This window comes from Leifsonia sp. GW821-FHT13C09 (assembly GCF_058806435.1).
Genome location: NZ_JBXAPS010000002.1, coordinates 89888 through 104962 on the forward strand (window position 1 = coordinate 89888; position 15075 = coordinate 104962).

Consider the following 15075-nt stretch of genomic DNA (forward strand, 5'->3'; position numbering starts at 1 on the left):
TCCGGGAATCGGGCCGAATCACCCCCGCTTTGGGGTCAGCGCACCGCCGCAGCGAGCTCCTCCGCCACGAACTCCTGCTGGTCCGCCGTGATGTGCGGGTAGATCGGGAGCGAGAGGATGCGCTGGGCCGCGGCCTCCGCGATCGGGAACGAGCCGCGACCGACCCACCGGGCCGCGTAAGCGGAGGTCAGGTGCAGCGGAGTCGGGTAGTGGATCGCCGCCCCGACGCCGGCCTCGTTGAGCCGCGCGAGCACGCGATCGCGGTCGTCCACGCGCACGACGTAGAGGTGCCACACATCGAGGTTGCCCGGCGCGCTGGACGGCAACCGGACGCCCTCCACACCCTCCAGCAGAGCGTCGTACCGCGCCGCGGCGACCCGGCGGCGGCGGTTCCAGTCGGCGAGGTGCCGCAGCTTCACCCGGAGCACGGCCGCCTGCAGCGAGTCCATCCGCGAGTTGAAGCCCACCAGCTCGTGCACATACTTGCGCTCGCTGCCGTGCGACGCGATGAGCCGGACCGTGCGGGCGATCTCGGGATCGCCGGTGGTCACCGCGCCCGCGTCGCCCGCCGCCCCGAGGTTCTTGCCCGGGTAGAAGGAGGTGGAGGAGACCAGGCCCAGGCTGCCCGCCCGGCCGTCCCGGCTCTCCGCGCCCTGGGACTGCGCTCCGTCCTCCACGATCGGGATGCCGCTCGAGCCGAGCGCCCGCCGGAGCGCGCCGACCGGCGCGACCTGGCCGAACAGGTGGACGGGGACGACCGCCTGCGTGCGCGACGTGACCGCAGCGGCGGCCGCGGCCGGATCCAGGAGCAGGTGCTCGTCGTCGACGTCGGCGAAGACCGGGACGGCTCCGATGCGCGAGACGGCCTCCGCCGTCGCGATGAAGGTGTTGACCGGAAGGACGACCTCGCCGCCCGCCGTCACCCCCGCCGCACGGAGGGCGAGCTCCAGCGCGTCGGTGCCGTTGCCGACGCCGACGCAGTAACCGGCTCCGGTGGCCGCGGCGTACTCCTGCTCGAAGGCTCCGACGTCGCTGCCGCCGATGTAGGAGGCGGTCTCGAACACCCGGTCGACCGCGGTGCGGATGTCGTCCGCGGTCTCGGTGTTCTGGGCGACCAGATCGACAAGTGGGACTCTCACAGCCGTACCCCCAGTTCTCGTGCGGGCACTCCGGCCCAGGTCTGTCCGGCCGGGACGTCCGAGAGCACGACCGCCCCCATCCCGATCGTCGCGCCCGCCCCGACGGAGACCCGCTGCCGGATGGACGCGTTCATGCCGAGGTACGCGGCCTCGCCGATGCGGACCACCCCGCCGACGGCGACGCCCGCCGCCAGCGTCGCGTAGTCGTCCACGATGTCGTCGTGGGTGAGGGTGCAGTTCGGCATCACCACGACGTGCCGCCCGAGGATCACGTCGGCCGTCAGGACCGCGCCCGCCAGGATGATCGACCCCGCCCCGATCAGGCTGTTGTCGGACAGCCGGGCGTCGTCGTCGACCACCGTCGCGTACCGCTCCGCGCCGATGCCGAGCGCCGTCAGCCGTTGCACCACCGCGCGCCTGGCCTTCCCGCTGCCGACGCAGACGGTGATCGCCCCGGGAAGCTGCGCGGCCAGCTCGAGCCCGCCGAGGACTTCGACACCGCCGATGCTGTGCCCGTGCAGTCCGGGGTCGTCGTCGAGCACGCCGATCGCCCGGAGGGCGGGCTGCCGCATCGCCAGCACTTCGCGCGCAAGGCCGCTGGCGCCGATCAGGACGAGGTCCCTCATGCCGCACCCCGCAGTTCTGCGGCGTCGCGGAGGGCGTCCACCACGCGCAGCTGCTCGGCCTCGGTCAGTTCGTGGAAGAGCGGCAGGATCAGCGTGCGGTCGGTCAGCCGTTCGGTCACCGGCAGCGCCGCCGAGCCGGTGTCGACATCGCGGTAGGCCGGCTGCCGATGGGCGGCCATGATGCCGCGCCGGGCGGAGACACCCGCCTCGGCCAGGACCTCCATCGTGCGCTCCCGCGTCGCGGCGAACGACGGATCGACCTCCACCCAGTAGGACTGGAAGTTGCCGGTGCCCCACTCCGGGTCGGCGACAGGACGCAGACCCGGGAGGTCGGCGAGCAGCTCGGCGTAGCGCGCGGCCAGCTCCCTGCGCCGCCGGACGATCTCCGGCAGCCGGCCGAGCTGGACGATCCCCACCGCGGCCTGCAGGTCGGTCATCCGGTAGTTGAAGCCGATCTCGGTGTACTCCTCCTGCGGCGCCAGGATACTGGCCTGGCGGTCGGCCGCCGAGACGCTCATGGAGTGCTCGCGGAGCCGGCGGGCCCGGTCGGCCCAGTCGCCGTTCGGCGTGGTCAGCATCCCGCCCTCGCCGGTGGTCAGCAGCTTGCGCGGGTGGAAGGACCACGCGGTGACGTCCGCGCCCGCTCCGACCGGGCGGCCGCGGTAGGTCGAGCCCGCGCCGCACGCGGCGTCCTCGATCACGACGATGCCGCGCGGGTCGCACACCGCGCGGATCGCGTCGAGGTCGGCGGGCACGCCGCCCTGGTCGACGACGATGACCGCGCGGGTGCGCTCGGTGAGCGCCGCGGCGACCGACCCAGGGGTGAGGTCGCCCGTCGCGGCGTCCACGTCGGCGAACACGGGTCGCGCGCCGACGTAGGTGGGCGCGTTCGCCGTGGCGATGAAGGAGAAGGACGGGACGACCACGTCGTCGCCCCGCCCCACACCGGCCACGACCAGCGCCAGGTGCAGCGCCGTCGTGCAGTTGGAGGTCGCGACCGCGTGCGGTGCGCCCATCGCGGCGGCGAACTCCTCCTCGAACCGCGCCACGCGCGGCCCCTGCGCCACCCAGCCGGAGGCGATGACCTCTGTGACGGCGGCGATCTCCTCCTCACCGAGCCACGGCTTCATGACGTTGATCCGGTTCACGAGGTCACCAGCTCCGTGCGGCCGGCGGCGATCTCCTCGCGGAGCGGGCGCCACCACTCGACCAGCTCGCGCAGTCCCTCGGCCAGGGGCACCTCCGCGGTGAACCCGAGGTCGCGCTCCGCCGCCCTCGTGTCGGCCAGCCGGCGGGTGACGCCGTTGACCGCGCGCTCGGGTCCGTGCTCGACCTCCAGGTCGGAGTCCATCGCCTGCAGCAGCGCCTGCGCCAGCTCCAGGAGGCTGGTCTCCGTACCGCTCGCGATGTTGTAGAAGCCCTCGTGCACGTCCGCGGTCGCCGCCAGCAGGTTGGCCCTGGCGATGTCCCGCGTGAACACGAAGTCCATCGTCTGCCGGCCGTCGCCGAAGATCAGCGGCGGCTTGCCGTCGGCGATGCGCTCCATCCAGCGCACCAGCACCTCGGTGTAGAGGCCGTGCACGTCCATCCGCGGTCCGTAGACGTTGAAGTAGCGGAGGATGACGTAGTCGAGCCCGTTCATCGCGCGGAAGCTGCGCAGCATCCCCTCGTTGAACGACTTGGCGGCGCCGTAGAAGGTGTCGTTGTTGTGGTGGTGGTGCCGCTCGGGCGTCGGGAACTCGTCGGCCAGTCCGTAGACGGACGCGGAGGACGCGGTGATCAGCTTGTCCACGCCGTGCTCGACCGCCGCCTCGTAGACGTTGAAAGTGCCGTCGACCAGCACCTCCAGCGCCAGCCGGGGCTCCTCGGCGCACTGCGTGATGCGGATGGCGGCCTCGTGGTAGACGAGGTCCTTCCCGCGGGTGACGTCGTGCACCAGGTCGCGGTCGCGCAGGTCGCCGTGCACCAGCGTCACCCGGCCGGACGCCAGCGCGTCCTCCAGGTTGGCCAGCCGGCCGCGGACGAGGTTGTCGAGCACGTCGACGTGCGCCGCGCCCGCGTCGAGGAGCTGGTCGACGATCTGCGAGCCGATGGTGCCGGCGCCTCCCGTCACCAGGACGTCGGCGCCGTCCAGGGCGGTCACCGCGCACCCGCCAGCTGCTCGGCGCCCGCCGGATCCTCGACGTCGACCACGGCGCCGTCCTTCGCGAGGCTGCGGCTGGCCGCTTCCAGGACGGACAGCACCCGCAGGCCCGCGGCGCCGTCGGTGCGGGGCGCCCGCCTCTCCCGGATGCTCTCGGCGAACTCGGCCGCCAGCTGGCCGAGGGCCTCGCGCTCGGGAAGCGCGGGCGACCAGGTGTCGCCGAGCCGGTAGGAGACGGTGGCCGCCGTGCGTTCGACGCCGTCGGCGGCCTGGAGGCCGAGGTCGACGCCTCGGTCGTAGACGCTGAGGCGCTGCTGCGGGTTCAGGTCGTCCCAGACGAGCGTGCGCTTGGTGCCGCCGATCACCATCTGGCGGATCTTGGTCGGGCTCAGCCAGTTGACGTGCACGTGCGCCATCGCCCCGTTCTGCAGCGGCAGCACCAGGTAGCCGACGCACGACTTGCCGGCCCCGAGCGGGTCCGCGCCGTGGGCCGCCAGGGTCTGCGGCCGCAGCCCGCCCGGGAGGATGAAGTCGATGATCGACAGGTCGTGCGGCGCCAGGTCCCAGAACACGTCGACGTCGGGCTGGATGAGCCCGAGGTTGATGCGAGTGGAGTCGATGAACAGGATGTCGCCGAGCGCGCCCTCCTCGATCAGCTCACGGATCTTCAGCACCGCAGGGGTGTAGCAGTACGTGTGATCCGCCATCAGCACGAGGCCGCTCGCCGCGGCCGCGTCGACCATCGCCCTGCCGCGTTCGCCGGCGTCGGCGAGCGGCTTCTCCACCATCACGTGCTTGCCCGCGGCGAGCGCCTTCAGGGCCAGCGCGTGGTGGGTCCGAGCCGGCGTGGCGATGGCGACGGCGTCGATGTCGTCCCGCGCCAGGAGTTCGTCGACATCGGTGACCACATCGACAGCGCCGACGCGGGCGGCGAGACCTTCCGCCCGTTCGCGATCCAGATCGCAGATGGCGACGAGCCGCCAGTCCGGGCCGGCCGAGAAGTTCCTGGCCAGGTTCGGGCCCCAGTAGCCGGCGCCGATCACCGCGATTCGCAATTGTGTTTCCATGAGTGCCCCCAGCACCTTTCTTGTCGACGGGGCCGCCTTCGGGTGACGATCCCGGGGTGTGTGGAACCGCTACTGACTCGCGACGAAGTTGACGTCGACCCAGTAGTTGTTCGAGACCGTGTTGCTCGGGAAGTTCGTCGAGTACGTGTAGACACCGCCGGTGGCGTACGTCGACAGAGGTCCGTTCACGACGGGGTTGGCCAGCGTTCCCGAGTCGACCGCATAGGCCAGGTTGGTGGTGTAGTACGACGCCCGGTACTCGGTTCCGGCCGTGATCGTCACGGGTGTGGTGAAGAAGACGTCCTGCCAGCCGCTCGCCGTCTCGCCCGTGGAGACCGCGGTGGCCAGCTGGGTGCCGGTCGCCGACCACAGGTAGACGGTGTGCGTGCCGGTGTCGCCCGCTCCCTTGTAGAACCGGATGCCGGTGATCGTGCCTGCCGCTGTGGAGCTGAACCGCACGCCGAGTTGCACCGCCGCCGTGTCCGGCCACGCCGTGTTGGCGGGGGTGGCCGTGCTCGGGAAGATCGAGACCCCGGCCGCGGGGTTGGTGCCGCCTGTGCCTCCCGTGCCGCCCGTGCCTCCCGAGCCGGTCGTCGTCGTCCCGCTGCCCGCGGCAGGCGAGTACACGATGTCGACGAAGTAGTTCGTGGAAGCGTAGGAGTAGGTCGGGAAGCCGCCGCTCGACGCGTAGAGATAGAGTCCGTTCGCTCCGGAGGGCGCGGTCAGCGGGCCGTTGGTCTTCGGCTGGGCGAAATCGTTGCCGGTGAAGGCGTAGTTGCCCTGCGGTGCGAAGTACGAGACCACGTAGGTCGTCCCGGCCGTGACCGCCAGCGGCGTCGCCAGCTGCGCGGTCTGCCAGCCGACCGAGGTCTCGTTGGTGAACGTCACCGTGGCGAGCTTGCTCCCGGTCGAGGACCAGATCGAGCCGACGTGGGTGCCGACGTTGCCTGAGCCCTTGAAGAACCGGATCGCCGAGACCGTGCCGTCCTGCGACGGGACGAACTTCATCCCGAGCTCGACGGCCGAGGAGTCGTTGGTCGCGTCCTGCGTCGCGGGCGCCTCGTTCCCGAGCACCGTGTAGTTCGTGACCGTCGCCGCCTTCACCGTGAACGACCAGGTCTGCGTCCCGAGCGTCGACCCCTCGGTGGACTTGATGCCCGACAGCGAAGCCGTCACCACCGCCCCGGCCGGCAAGGCCGCCGCCGGCGTGAACGTGACGGTCGTCCCGTCGCTCGAGAGCGAGGTCGTGCCCGCCACCGCCGCGCCGCCCGCTGTGACCGTCATCGCGTAGCCGCTGGCGAGCGGGGTCGACATCGTCGCGGAGATCGTCGCCGACGGATCGACCTCGACGGCTCCGTTGGCCGGCGACTCGGACACCACCGCGACCGGCGCCGGCGCCTTGTTGAAGACCACGTCGACCATGTAGCTCGTGGTCGAGGTGGAGGACGGGAAGCCGCTGCCGTAGGTGTACATGCCGGTGGCGGTGCCCGCGACCAGCGGCGGCTTGCTGATGCCGGAGCCGGAGAAGGCGCCGGGCGTAACCGAGTAGTTGCCGGTCGGGGTGCGGTACGACACGACGTAGTCCGTGTTGGCCGCGATATTCACCGGTGTGCTGAAGGTCAGCGTCTGCCAGCCCGAGGTCGACTCTCCGGTGAAGGTGCCGGTCGCCAGCTGCTGGCCGCTCATGTTCCAGAGCGTCCCGGTGTGGGTGCCGGTGTTGCCCGCGCTCTTGTAGAACCGGACTCCGGTGACCGCGCCGGCCGCCGTGCTGTAGAACTTCACACCCAGCGTGACGGGCGAGTCGCTGACCTGCAGGACGGAGGGCACGGCCGAGTCGGAGTACAGGCTGCACGGGCAGACGCCGGGCGCCGGATCGGGCTTGGCCGTGAGGAAGCTCCACGAGCCGCCGCCGGACATCACGTTCCCGTAGGTGTCCTTCGCGGTGACGACGACCGAGTAGTTCACGAAACCGTTCAGCGGCGCCGAGGGCGTGAACGTCGCGGTCCGCGTCGACGACGCGTAGCTCACGCTGCCGGCCACGGTGTTGCCGAGGGCGTCCTTGACGGTGAAGGCGATGCTCGCCGGATCGACGGCCTTCGACATCACGGTCCCGATGGTGGTCGAGAGCGGCACGCTGGAGGAGCCGGGGAGCGGCCACTGGCCGGTCGCCACGAGGGGCGAGTTGTCCACGGTCGAGAAGACGGCGTCCACGAAGTAGTTGGAGCTGTTGTAGCTGCCCTGCGGGAAGGTGCCCACACTCGTGCTGTAGACGCCGGGGGATGGCGAGCCGAAGCCGCCGGCCACGCCGAAGACGTTGTCGGTCGGGCCACGGTACGAGAACGTGTTGGGGATCGCGGTGTAATGGCCGGCCGGGTCGGAGTACGAGACGGTGTACTTCGCCCCGGTGCTGACCGAGACCGGTGAGACGAAGCTGGCCGCCTGCCAGCCGGAGGCCGTCTCGTTGCTGAACGTGACCGTCGCGAGCCGGTTGCCCGAGGCGTCCCACAGCGAGCCGGTGTGGGTCCCGGTGTTGGCCGCGCTCTTGTAGAAGCGGACGCCGGTGATGAAGCCGTTCTGCTGCGCCGTGAACTGCAGGCCGAGTTCGACGGCGGACGCGTCGCCCGCGTCGGCGACGGCCGGGGTCGCCGTGCTGAACACGGTCGCCGGTCCGGTCACCGTGATCGGCTGGGTGAGGGGCGTGGACGTGTTGGCGCTGTCGTCGGTCGCGCGGACCATGATCGACCGCGCTCCGAGGCCCTTCTGCAGGTAGCTGTACGACCAGGAGGTGGTGCCGGTCGCCGGGTGCCAGCTCGTACCGCCATCGGTGGACACCTCCACGCCGGCGACGACGCCGCCGACGTCGGTGGCCGTGCCGCTCACCGTGACGGACGCGCCGTTCGCGACGCCGGCGCCGGCCGCGGGCGACGAGACCGCGACGGTCGGCGCTGTGTGGTCGGTGCTGGCCGTCGCGGCGACCAGGCCGGACTGGAGCGACCCGGGCTGCGCGCTCATGTCGGCCAGCAGGTTCACCTGGGCCTGCTGCATCCGCGGGTCGGCTGCGGCGCCGGAGCCGTCGTGGGTGGCGTCGAGGCCCCACGACCACTGCACGGAGCCCGCCGAGAAGACGAGCGCTCCGCTCGGGGCGCGGTACAGCGTCACGTGGTGGGTGGTCGTTCCCGCCACCACCGTGTTGCCGAAGTCCTGCAAGTACTGGGGGACGGCGCCGACCGTCGTGGAGAGGTCCACCAGGCCGGCCGGTCTGAACCCGTTGTCCAGGTCCTCGTCGGACTCGTAGCCGATGGTGTGCGCCGCCAGAGCGGTCGTGCTCCCCGCGCCCATGGATGTCAGGCTGGTGTTGCGCCACAGTCGTGTCTTGCCCTGCGCGGCCGTGACCGTGATCGGGAGGTCGGAGAAGTTGGACATGTACGCGGTGCCCGTGATCCCGTTCTCCGGCAGCCCTGCGCCGTTCGCCTGGGACGCGAAGCGCGGGTCGCGCCAGGTCCCGGTCCACTCCGGGGTGGGGTCGATCTTGGCGTTCGCCCAGGTCTCCTTGTAGGTCACCAGCGTCCGGTAGTTCGCGGCGGTTCCGGCGACGGACGCCTCGTACCTCGTGTGCCAGTACATCTCGTTGCCCGAGAGGAACTGGGCGTTGACGCCGCCGTTGATCGCGGTCTGCACGTTGGCGCGCTGGTTCGCCGACCAGTACTCGTCGTGGCCGACCGAGAGGAACACCTTGTGGTTCAGCAGCTCCGAGCCGTAGCGATCGGTGTCGACCCCGGAGAAGTACGACATGTTGTAGCCGTTCTTCTCCAGGAAGCGCACCTCGGGATACTCGGCGCTGAAGTAGAAGTCGCGGCCGGCGTTGTTGCCTCGTGTCGCGATCGGGCGGTTGTAGCTGACCTTGTACGCCCTGCCGTTCGCGGCGCCCTGGTAGAAGTCCGAGCCGCCGTACGTGTTGTATGCCTGCCAGGTCGGGTCGGACGTCTGGTACAGCACATCGGAGTGGCTGGCGTCATTGCGCACGACGAACGTGATCTGGCTCTCGTCACTGTTGTCGTTGCGGTGAAGCAGCGCGATGTAGACGCCGGAGACCGCCGACGGCGGTACCGTCCAGGACGCCGACTGGGCCCAGTTGCCGCAGTCGGTGAGCTCGACCGTCGGGTCCCAATAGCAGGCCGGCTGCGTCTGCGGGAGGGTGGCCGACGGCGTGACGTCCGCGATCTTGCGCGCACCCAGGCCCTGGTAGTAGCCGGTGCGGAAGATCTGGATCGTGTACGACTTCGCGGTGGTGTTGATCTTGAAGCCGATCGTCCCGCCGATGTTGACGCTGATGTCGGTGGAGAAGCCCTGGATGTCGGAGTCGCCCGCGCCACTGACGTCCCAGACGGACGGGTCCGTCCCGGGAAGCGCGTTCTCGCACACGATCGGGTTCGCCGCGGCGTTGCAGCCCTGGTCCGCTCGCGCGGGCTGGCTGGTCACCAGACTGACCCAGGCGAACAGCACCACCACCAGCGCGCACGCGGTCGCGAACATCACGTTGCGCCGGCGGGTCGGGTGCCCGGCGCGGATCCCCACAGATTGAGCTTTGCTCATATCTGAGAGATTGTCACAAATTTGGCGGGCTCGCTCACCCCCTAATAGGGGGCGAACCACCAGACGACCCGGGCGCGCTGCCCGGCGGGGTCAGTCCTCGGAGCCCTCCTCGGGCGTCCCCGCCGAGTCCTCCTCCGCCGAGTCCTCCTCCGCTGAGTCCTCCTGTGCCGAGTCCTCCTGTGCCGAGTCCTCCTGTGCCGCGAACCGGTCGGTCGCCGCGATCAGCGCGTCCAGGATCCCCGGCTCGTCATAGGCGTGCCCGGCGTCCGGGATGATGTTCAGCTCCGCCTCCGGCCACGCCTTGTGCAGGTCCCACGCCGTCATCGCCGGCGTGCACACGTCGTAGCGGCCCTGCACGATGACGCCGGGGATGCCCTCCAGCTTGTACGCGTCGCGGATCAGCTGGTCCTCCTCGAACCAGCCGCCGTTGACGAAGTAGTGGTTCTCGATGCGCGCGAACGCCACCGCGTACTTCTCCTCGGTGAAGGCCGCCACGACCTCCGGCCGCGGAAGCAGCGTGATCGTGGAGGACTCCCAGCGCGACCAGGCGACGGCGGCCGGGCCGTGCACGGCGGGGTCCTCGTCGGCGAGCAGCCGGCTGTAGGCGCGGATCAGATGGCCGCGCTCCTGCAGCGGCACCGGCTCCACGAAGCCCTCCCACAAGTCGGGGAACAGCGCGGCGGCGCCTCCTTCGTAGAACCAGTCCAGCTCGGCCGGTCGCAGCGTGAAGATGCCGCGCACGATCAGCTCGGTCACCCGCTCGGGGTGCGTCTCGGCGTACGCCAGCGCCAGCGCGCTCCCCCACGAGCCGCCGAACACCTGCCATCGCTCGATCTCCAGGTGCTCGCGCAGCTTCTCCAGGTCGGCGACGAGATTCCAGGTGGTGTTCGCCGACAGGTCGGCGTCCGGGTCGCTCGCGTGCGGGAGGCTGCGGCCGCAGTTGCGCTGGTCGAGCAGGACGATCCGGTACCGCTCGGGATCGAACAGCCGGCGGTGGGAGGGCGTGCTGCCGCCGCCGGGGCCGCCGTGCAGGAAGACCACGGGCTTGCCCTCCGGGTTGCCGCTGGTCTCCCAGTACACCTGCTGGCCATCGCCGACGTCCAGCATCCCGCTGTCGTACGGCTCGATCTCCGGGTAGAGAGTGCGCATGGTGCGACTGTAGCGGCCCACTGCCCGCGCGCCCCCACGCCGCGCGGCCCCACATCCCCGTGCGCACACGCGCGCAACGGAGGACATCCGCCCTCCGGCTGCCCCGATCTCCTCCGTTCGCTGCGATCCGGCCCCTCACGCGGCCGGATGTCCTCCGTTGCCGACAGCGCTAGGCTCGCCGCATGAGCACCCCCGTGACCGTCGCCGTCACCGGCGCCGGTGGACAGATCGGCTACGCCCTCCTCTTCCGCATCGCCTCCGGGCAGCTGCTCGGGCACGATGTGCCGGTGCGGCTGCGGCTGCTGGAGATCCCGGCCGGGCTCGGCGCCGCGGAGGGCACGGCACTGGAGCTGGAGGACGGCGCCTTCCCGCTGCTGCACGGCGTCGACGTGACCGACGACCCGCGGGCGGCCTTCGACGGGGCGAGCGTCGCCCTGCTCGTCGGGGCCCGGCCGCGCACCGCCGGGATGGAGCGTGCCGACCTCCTGGAGGCCAACGGCGGCATCTTCGGCCCGCAGGGCGCTGCGCTGAACGAGGTGGCGGCCGACGACCTGCGCGTGCTCGTCGTCGGCAACCCCGCCAACACGAACGCGCTCATCGCGAGCGCCCACGCGCCGGACATCCCGGCCGAGCGCTTCACGGCGATGACCCGGCTCGACCACAACCGCGCTGTCGCGCAGCTCGCGGCGAAGCTCCGCGTGCCCGTCCACGCGATCGAGGGCGTGATCGTGTGGGGCAACCACTCGGCCAGCCAATACCCCGACCTCAGCCACGCGACCGTGAACGGCCGGCCGGCGACCGAGCTCGTGGACGAGGACTGGCTCGTGGACGAGTACATCCCGCGGGTGGCGAAGCGCGGAGCGGAGATCATCGCGGTGCGCGGCTCGTCGTCGGCCGCCTCCGCGGCGAGCGCCGCGATCGACCACGTGCGCGACTGGGTGGACGGCACCGGGGACCGGTGGACCTCCGCCGCCGTCGTGTCGGACGGCTCCTACGGCGTGCCGGAGGGCCTCATCTCGTCGTTCCCCGTGCGCAGCGTCGACGGACTCTGGGAGATCGTCCGAGGCCTGGCGATCGACGCGTTCTCGCGGGAGCGCATCGACGCCTCGGTCGCCGAGCTCGTCGCGGAGCGCGACGCCGTGCGCGCGCTCGGACTGCTCTAACTGCGCCACGCGCGTTCCCACATTCGTCACGAATGTCGCGTTGCCCGGCCCGAAACCCCACATTCGTCACGAATGTCGCGTTACCCGCCCTGCGCGGTTCCCCACATTCGGCACGAATGTCGCACCACCCCGCCGTTCCCACATTCGTCACGAACGTCGCGTTACCTCGCCCCAATCTCCACATTCGTGCCGAATGTCGCGTCGCGGCGATCTGCGCATTCGTGCCGAATGTGGCGTTAGGGCGCGCCATAGGGCGCATTCGCGCCGAATGTCGCAGCGGGGCGGGCGCGACGTTCGGCACGAATGTGGCGCGTCAGTGGTGCTTGGCCGGCGCCTTCTCCGGCGTCGGCAGCGTGCCCGCGGCGCGGCGCTCGGCATAGTAGGCGCGGGCCTCCGCCTGGCGCTCGGCCTCGGCGCCGCTCGCGATCTTGGCGCGCACCAGCTCCGGGCCGTAGCCGAACGCGTCGACCAGGTCGACCGCGTGCGGGCGGATGCGGGTGAGCAGCCGGTCGATGTACGCCGAGACGGCCTGCGCGCGCTGCGGCGAGAGGCGGCCGTGGATGAGGTACCAGGCCAGGTGCTTCTCGATCAGCCCGAAGCCGAACAGGTCGCGCAGCCAGGTCAGCACCTGCTTGGTGCCGGCGTCCGGCGCCTGCTCCAGCGCCTCGGTGAACGCCTCCCATTGCAGCAGCTCGGCGTGAGCGCGGGCGGCCTCGATGAGCTCGTTCTGCTGCGAGTTGAACAGGTCGGCCGCGGCCTTCTTGCCCAGCTTGGAGGCCGGGCGCAGCCGGCCGCCGATCTCGGCGATCATCGTCGCGACGCGGTCGGTGAGCAGCTCGCGCTGCGTCGCCGACTCCTGGAGCCAGTTCACCGAGCGCGCCGTCGAGCCGAAGTCGCGCACGGTCTGGCCGACGCTGCGCAGGCCGGAGCCGTGGTACGCCTTGCCGGCCGCCTGCACGACGACGTACCGGGCGAGCGCGCCCGCGTCGGCCTTGGCGAACTTGCGGCTGAAGTCGGTCAGCAGCCGCTTGGCGACGAGCTGCAGGAGGACGTTGTTGTCGCCCTCGAACGTCACCCAGATGTCGAGGTCCTGGCGCAGCGAGGTGATCCGGTTCTCGGTGAGGAAGCCGGCGCCGCCGCACGCCTCGCGCGCCTCCTGGAGGGTCTCCAGCGCATGCCACGTGCTGAGCGGCTTGAGCGCCGCCGCGATGGTCTCCAGGTCCTGCCGGTCGGCGTCGGTGTCGGTCTTGCCGCTGAACACGTCGTCGAACTTGTGCAGGAACATCTCGTGCGCGAAGCTCGCCGCGTACGTGGTGGCCAGCAGCGGGAGCAGCCGGCGCTGGTGGCGCTGGTAGTCGAGCACGACCTCCTCGTCGGTGTCGCTGCCGGCGGTGAACTGGCGGCGCTGGTCGCCGTAGGTGATCGCGATCTTCAGGCCGAGCTTCGCGGCGATGTTCGCGGAGCCGTCGAGCGAGACGCGGCCCTGGACGAGCGTGCCGAGCATGGTGAAGAAGCGCCGGCCCGGGCTCGCGATGGGCGAGCTGTAGGTGCCGTCCTCCGCGACGTCGCCGTAACGGTTGAGGAGGTCGGCGCGCGGGATGCGGACGCCGGTGAAGTGCAGGCGTCCGTTGTCGATGCCGTTGAGGCCGCCCTTCTGGCCGTCGTCCTCGCCGCCGATGCCGGGCAGGAAGTGGCCGTTCGCGTCGCGGATCGGCACGTAGAAAGCGTGCACGCCGTGGTTGACGCCCTTCGTCACGAGCTGCGCGAACACGACGGCCGCCGTGGCGTCGACCGCGGCGTTGCCGAGGTAGTCCTTCCACGCGCCACGGAACGGGGTGTCGAGGACGAACTCTCGGCTCTCCGGGTCGTACGTGGCGGTGGTCGCGATCGCTGCGACGTCCGAGCCGTGCCCGGTCTCGGTCATCGCGAAGGCTCCGGGCACGTCGAGCGACATGATCCCGGGCAGGTAGGTGGTGTGGTGGTACTCGGTTCCGAGGTGCAGGACGGCGGCGCCGAACAGCCCCCACTGGACGCCGGACTTGATCTGGAGCGACGGGTCGGCCGCGACGAGCTCCTCGAACGCGGCGATGTTGCCGCCGTGGTCCTCCATGCCGCCGACCGACTTCGGGAAGGCGCGGTGCACCTGGCCGTGGTCGACCAGCAGCTTGAGCTGCCCGAAGACACGCTTGCGGTGGTCGGCGACGGAGAGGCCCTCCACCTTCTGCAACTCGGGCTGGGAGGACAGCGCACGCGAGGCCAGTCGGACCTCGGCCCAGGTGCCCAGGAGCTGACGCCCCAGCGCCTCCACGTCGACGCGTGGCCCGGCGCCGGCCGGGGCGGTCGCGGCCGCTGCTGCGGCCGCTTCGCTCTCGGCCGCGTCGACGACGGGGGCGGAGGTGCGGGACTTCTCGGGTGCGCGCTCGGCGGTATCAACCATGAGTTTCCTCTTCGATGTCTCGGGGTCATCGTCACGCTACGACGGGCGGCGAGCCGAGCGAAACCGTCGGTGCGGAGGCGACAAAAACGGCCCGCGAGGTCCGCGGGCCGTTTGTGGGATGCTCCAAAACGCCGTCCCGAACGTCATCGGGTATGGACAAGACGGGCCGTTCCCCGCTAGCGGCTCATGCCGCCCGGCGGGTCACCCGGGTCTCACGTGGCAGGGAGGCGAGCGCCGCGCGCGCCGCAGTCGCGCCGCGCAACTCGATCACGGTTCCGGCCGCGATCTGCTCGTCGCGGTCGACGCGGGCGCCGTTGCCGATCATGGCGTTCTCGCCCACCTTCACGTTGCTGCCGATGCGCGCGCCGCTGCCGATGACGCAGCCCTTGCCGATGTGGACGTTGGCGCCGACGAAGGTGCGGTCGCCGATCGTCGCGCCCGAGTCGATCCAGCTCCCGGCGCCGATATAGGCGTCCAGCCCGATCCGGGCGTCGGCCTCCACGTAGGCAGTCGGCTCGATGCGGGCCGAGTCCGCCACGCGCGCTGACGGGGACACCAGTCCCTTGCCGTTCGCGTGCCGCCTGTACTTGATGATTGCGCCGGTCTCGTCTTCGAGCTCTTCGATCCTCCGTGCCATTTCATCCCCTCCTTCGAGATCGTCGCGAAATTATGCCACCTGACATAACCGTGAACGGGGACGAAAGATTCCCTGATCGCCCCACGGAAAGGGCACTGTACGCCGGTGATCCGGGGGCGAC

The 15075-nt window shown here is 70.9% G+C and carries 10 protein-coding genes; 1 reads left to right on the forward strand and 9 read right to left on the reverse strand.

Going from position 1 to position 15075, the window contains the following annotated elements; translation table 11 throughout:
- Positions 1–35: 35 nt before the first annotated feature.
- The 7 genes from AC1ROW_RS08580 to pip form a co-directional block, all read right to left on the reverse strand.
- The gene (locus AC1ROW_RS08580; protein ID WP_493018460.1) at positions 36–1139 is read right to left on the reverse strand and encodes a DegT/DnrJ/EryC1/StrS family aminotransferase; all 1104 of its coding nucleotides are present in this window, start codon (positions 1137–1139) and stop codon (positions 36–38) included.
- Positions 1136–1765 (reverse strand): NeuD/PglB/VioB family sugar acetyltransferase, encoded by a 630-nt coding sequence (locus tag AC1ROW_RS08585; protein WP_493018461.1) that lies wholly within the window; start codon positions 1763–1765, stop codon positions 1136–1138. The genes AC1ROW_RS08580 and AC1ROW_RS08585 overlap by 4 nt, the downstream gene beginning before the upstream one ends.
- A complete protein-coding gene (locus AC1ROW_RS08590; protein ID WP_493019001.1) occupies positions 1762–2895 on the reverse strand; it encodes a DegT/DnrJ/EryC1/StrS family aminotransferase in 1134 nt (377 codons plus the stop codon). The genes AC1ROW_RS08585 and AC1ROW_RS08590 overlap by 4 nt, the downstream gene beginning before the upstream one ends.
- Positions 2896–2909: 14 nt before the next feature.
- Positions 2910–3908, reverse strand: coding sequence for an NAD-dependent epimerase/dehydratase family protein (locus tag AC1ROW_RS08595; RefSeq protein ID WP_493018462.1), 999 nt, complete (start codon positions 3906–3908; stop codon positions 2910–2912).
- Positions 3905–4975: a Gfo/Idh/MocA family protein gene (locus AC1ROW_RS08600; RefSeq protein WP_493018463.1), complete on the reverse strand. Its 1071-nt coding sequence runs from the start codon at positions 4973–4975 to the stop codon at positions 3905–3907. The genes AC1ROW_RS08595 and AC1ROW_RS08600 overlap by 4 nt, the downstream gene beginning before the upstream one ends.
- 69 nt (positions 4976–5044) lie before the next feature.
- On the reverse strand, positions 5045–9568 hold the full coding sequence (locus tag AC1ROW_RS08605; RefSeq protein WP_493018464.1) for a DUF4082 domain-containing protein: 4524 nt from the start codon (positions 9566–9568) through the stop codon (positions 5045–5047).
- Between the two features lie 90 nt (positions 9569–9658).
- Positions 9659–10717 carry a prolyl aminopeptidase gene (gene pip, locus AC1ROW_RS08610; protein ID WP_493018465.1) on the reverse strand — a complete coding sequence of 353 codons (1059 nt, stop codon included), beginning with the start codon at positions 10715–10717 and terminating at the stop codon, positions 9659–9661.
- Between the two features lie 182 nt (positions 10718–10899).
- Here pip and AC1ROW_RS08615 point away from each other — a divergent pair, with 182 nt between their 5' ends.
- The gene (locus AC1ROW_RS08615) at positions 10900–11880 is read left to right on the forward strand and encodes a malate dehydrogenase (protein WP_493018466.1); all 981 of its coding nucleotides are present in this window, start codon (positions 10900–10902) and stop codon (positions 11878–11880) included.
- Between the two features lie 313 nt (positions 11881–12193).
- On the opposite strand, the gene AC1ROW_RS08620 is transcribed toward AC1ROW_RS08615, so the two are convergent.
- Positions 12194–14317, reverse strand: coding sequence for an acyl-CoA dehydrogenase family protein (locus AC1ROW_RS08620; RefSeq protein WP_493018467.1), 2124 nt, complete (start codon positions 14315–14317; stop codon positions 12194–12196).
- Between the two features lie 184 nt (positions 14318–14501).
- Positions 14502–14954 (reverse strand): DapH/DapD/GlmU-related protein, encoded by a 453-nt coding sequence (locus AC1ROW_RS08625; protein WP_493018468.1) that lies wholly within the window; start codon positions 14952–14954, stop codon positions 14502–14504.
- Between the last annotated feature and the right edge of the window lie 121 nt (positions 14955–15075).

Coding starts and splice junctions, on each gene's coding strand:
- AC1ROW_RS08585 (WP_493018461.1), bottom strand. CDS start 1,765: ATGAGGGACCTCGTCCTGATCGGCGCCAGCGGCCTTGCGCGCGAAGTG.
- AC1ROW_RS08590 (WP_493019001.1), bottom strand. CDS start 2,895: ATGAAGCCGTGGCTCGGTGAGGAGGAGATCGCCGCCGTCACAGAGGTC.
- AC1ROW_RS08600 (WP_493018463.1), bottom strand. CDS start 4,975: ATGGAAACACAATTGCGAATCGCGGTGATCGGCGCCGGCTACTGGGGC.
- AC1ROW_RS08605 (WP_493018464.1), bottom strand. CDS start 9,568: ATGAGCAAAGCTCAATCTGTGGGGATCCGCGCCGGGCACCCGACCCGC.
- pip (WP_493018465.1), bottom strand. CDS start 10,717: ATGCGCACTCTCTACCCGGAGATCGAGCCGTACGACAGCGGGATGCTG.
- AC1ROW_RS08615 (WP_493018466.1), top strand. CDS start 10,900: ATGAGCACCCCCGTGACCGTCGCCGTCACCGGCGCCGGTGGACAGATC.
- AC1ROW_RS08620 (WP_493018467.1), bottom strand. CDS start 14,317: ATGGTTGATACCGCCGAGCGCGCACCCGAGAAGTCCCGCACCTCCGCC.
- AC1ROW_RS08625 (WP_493018468.1), bottom strand. CDS start 14,954: ATGGCACGGAGGATCGAAGAGCTCGAAGACGAGACCGGCGCAATCATC.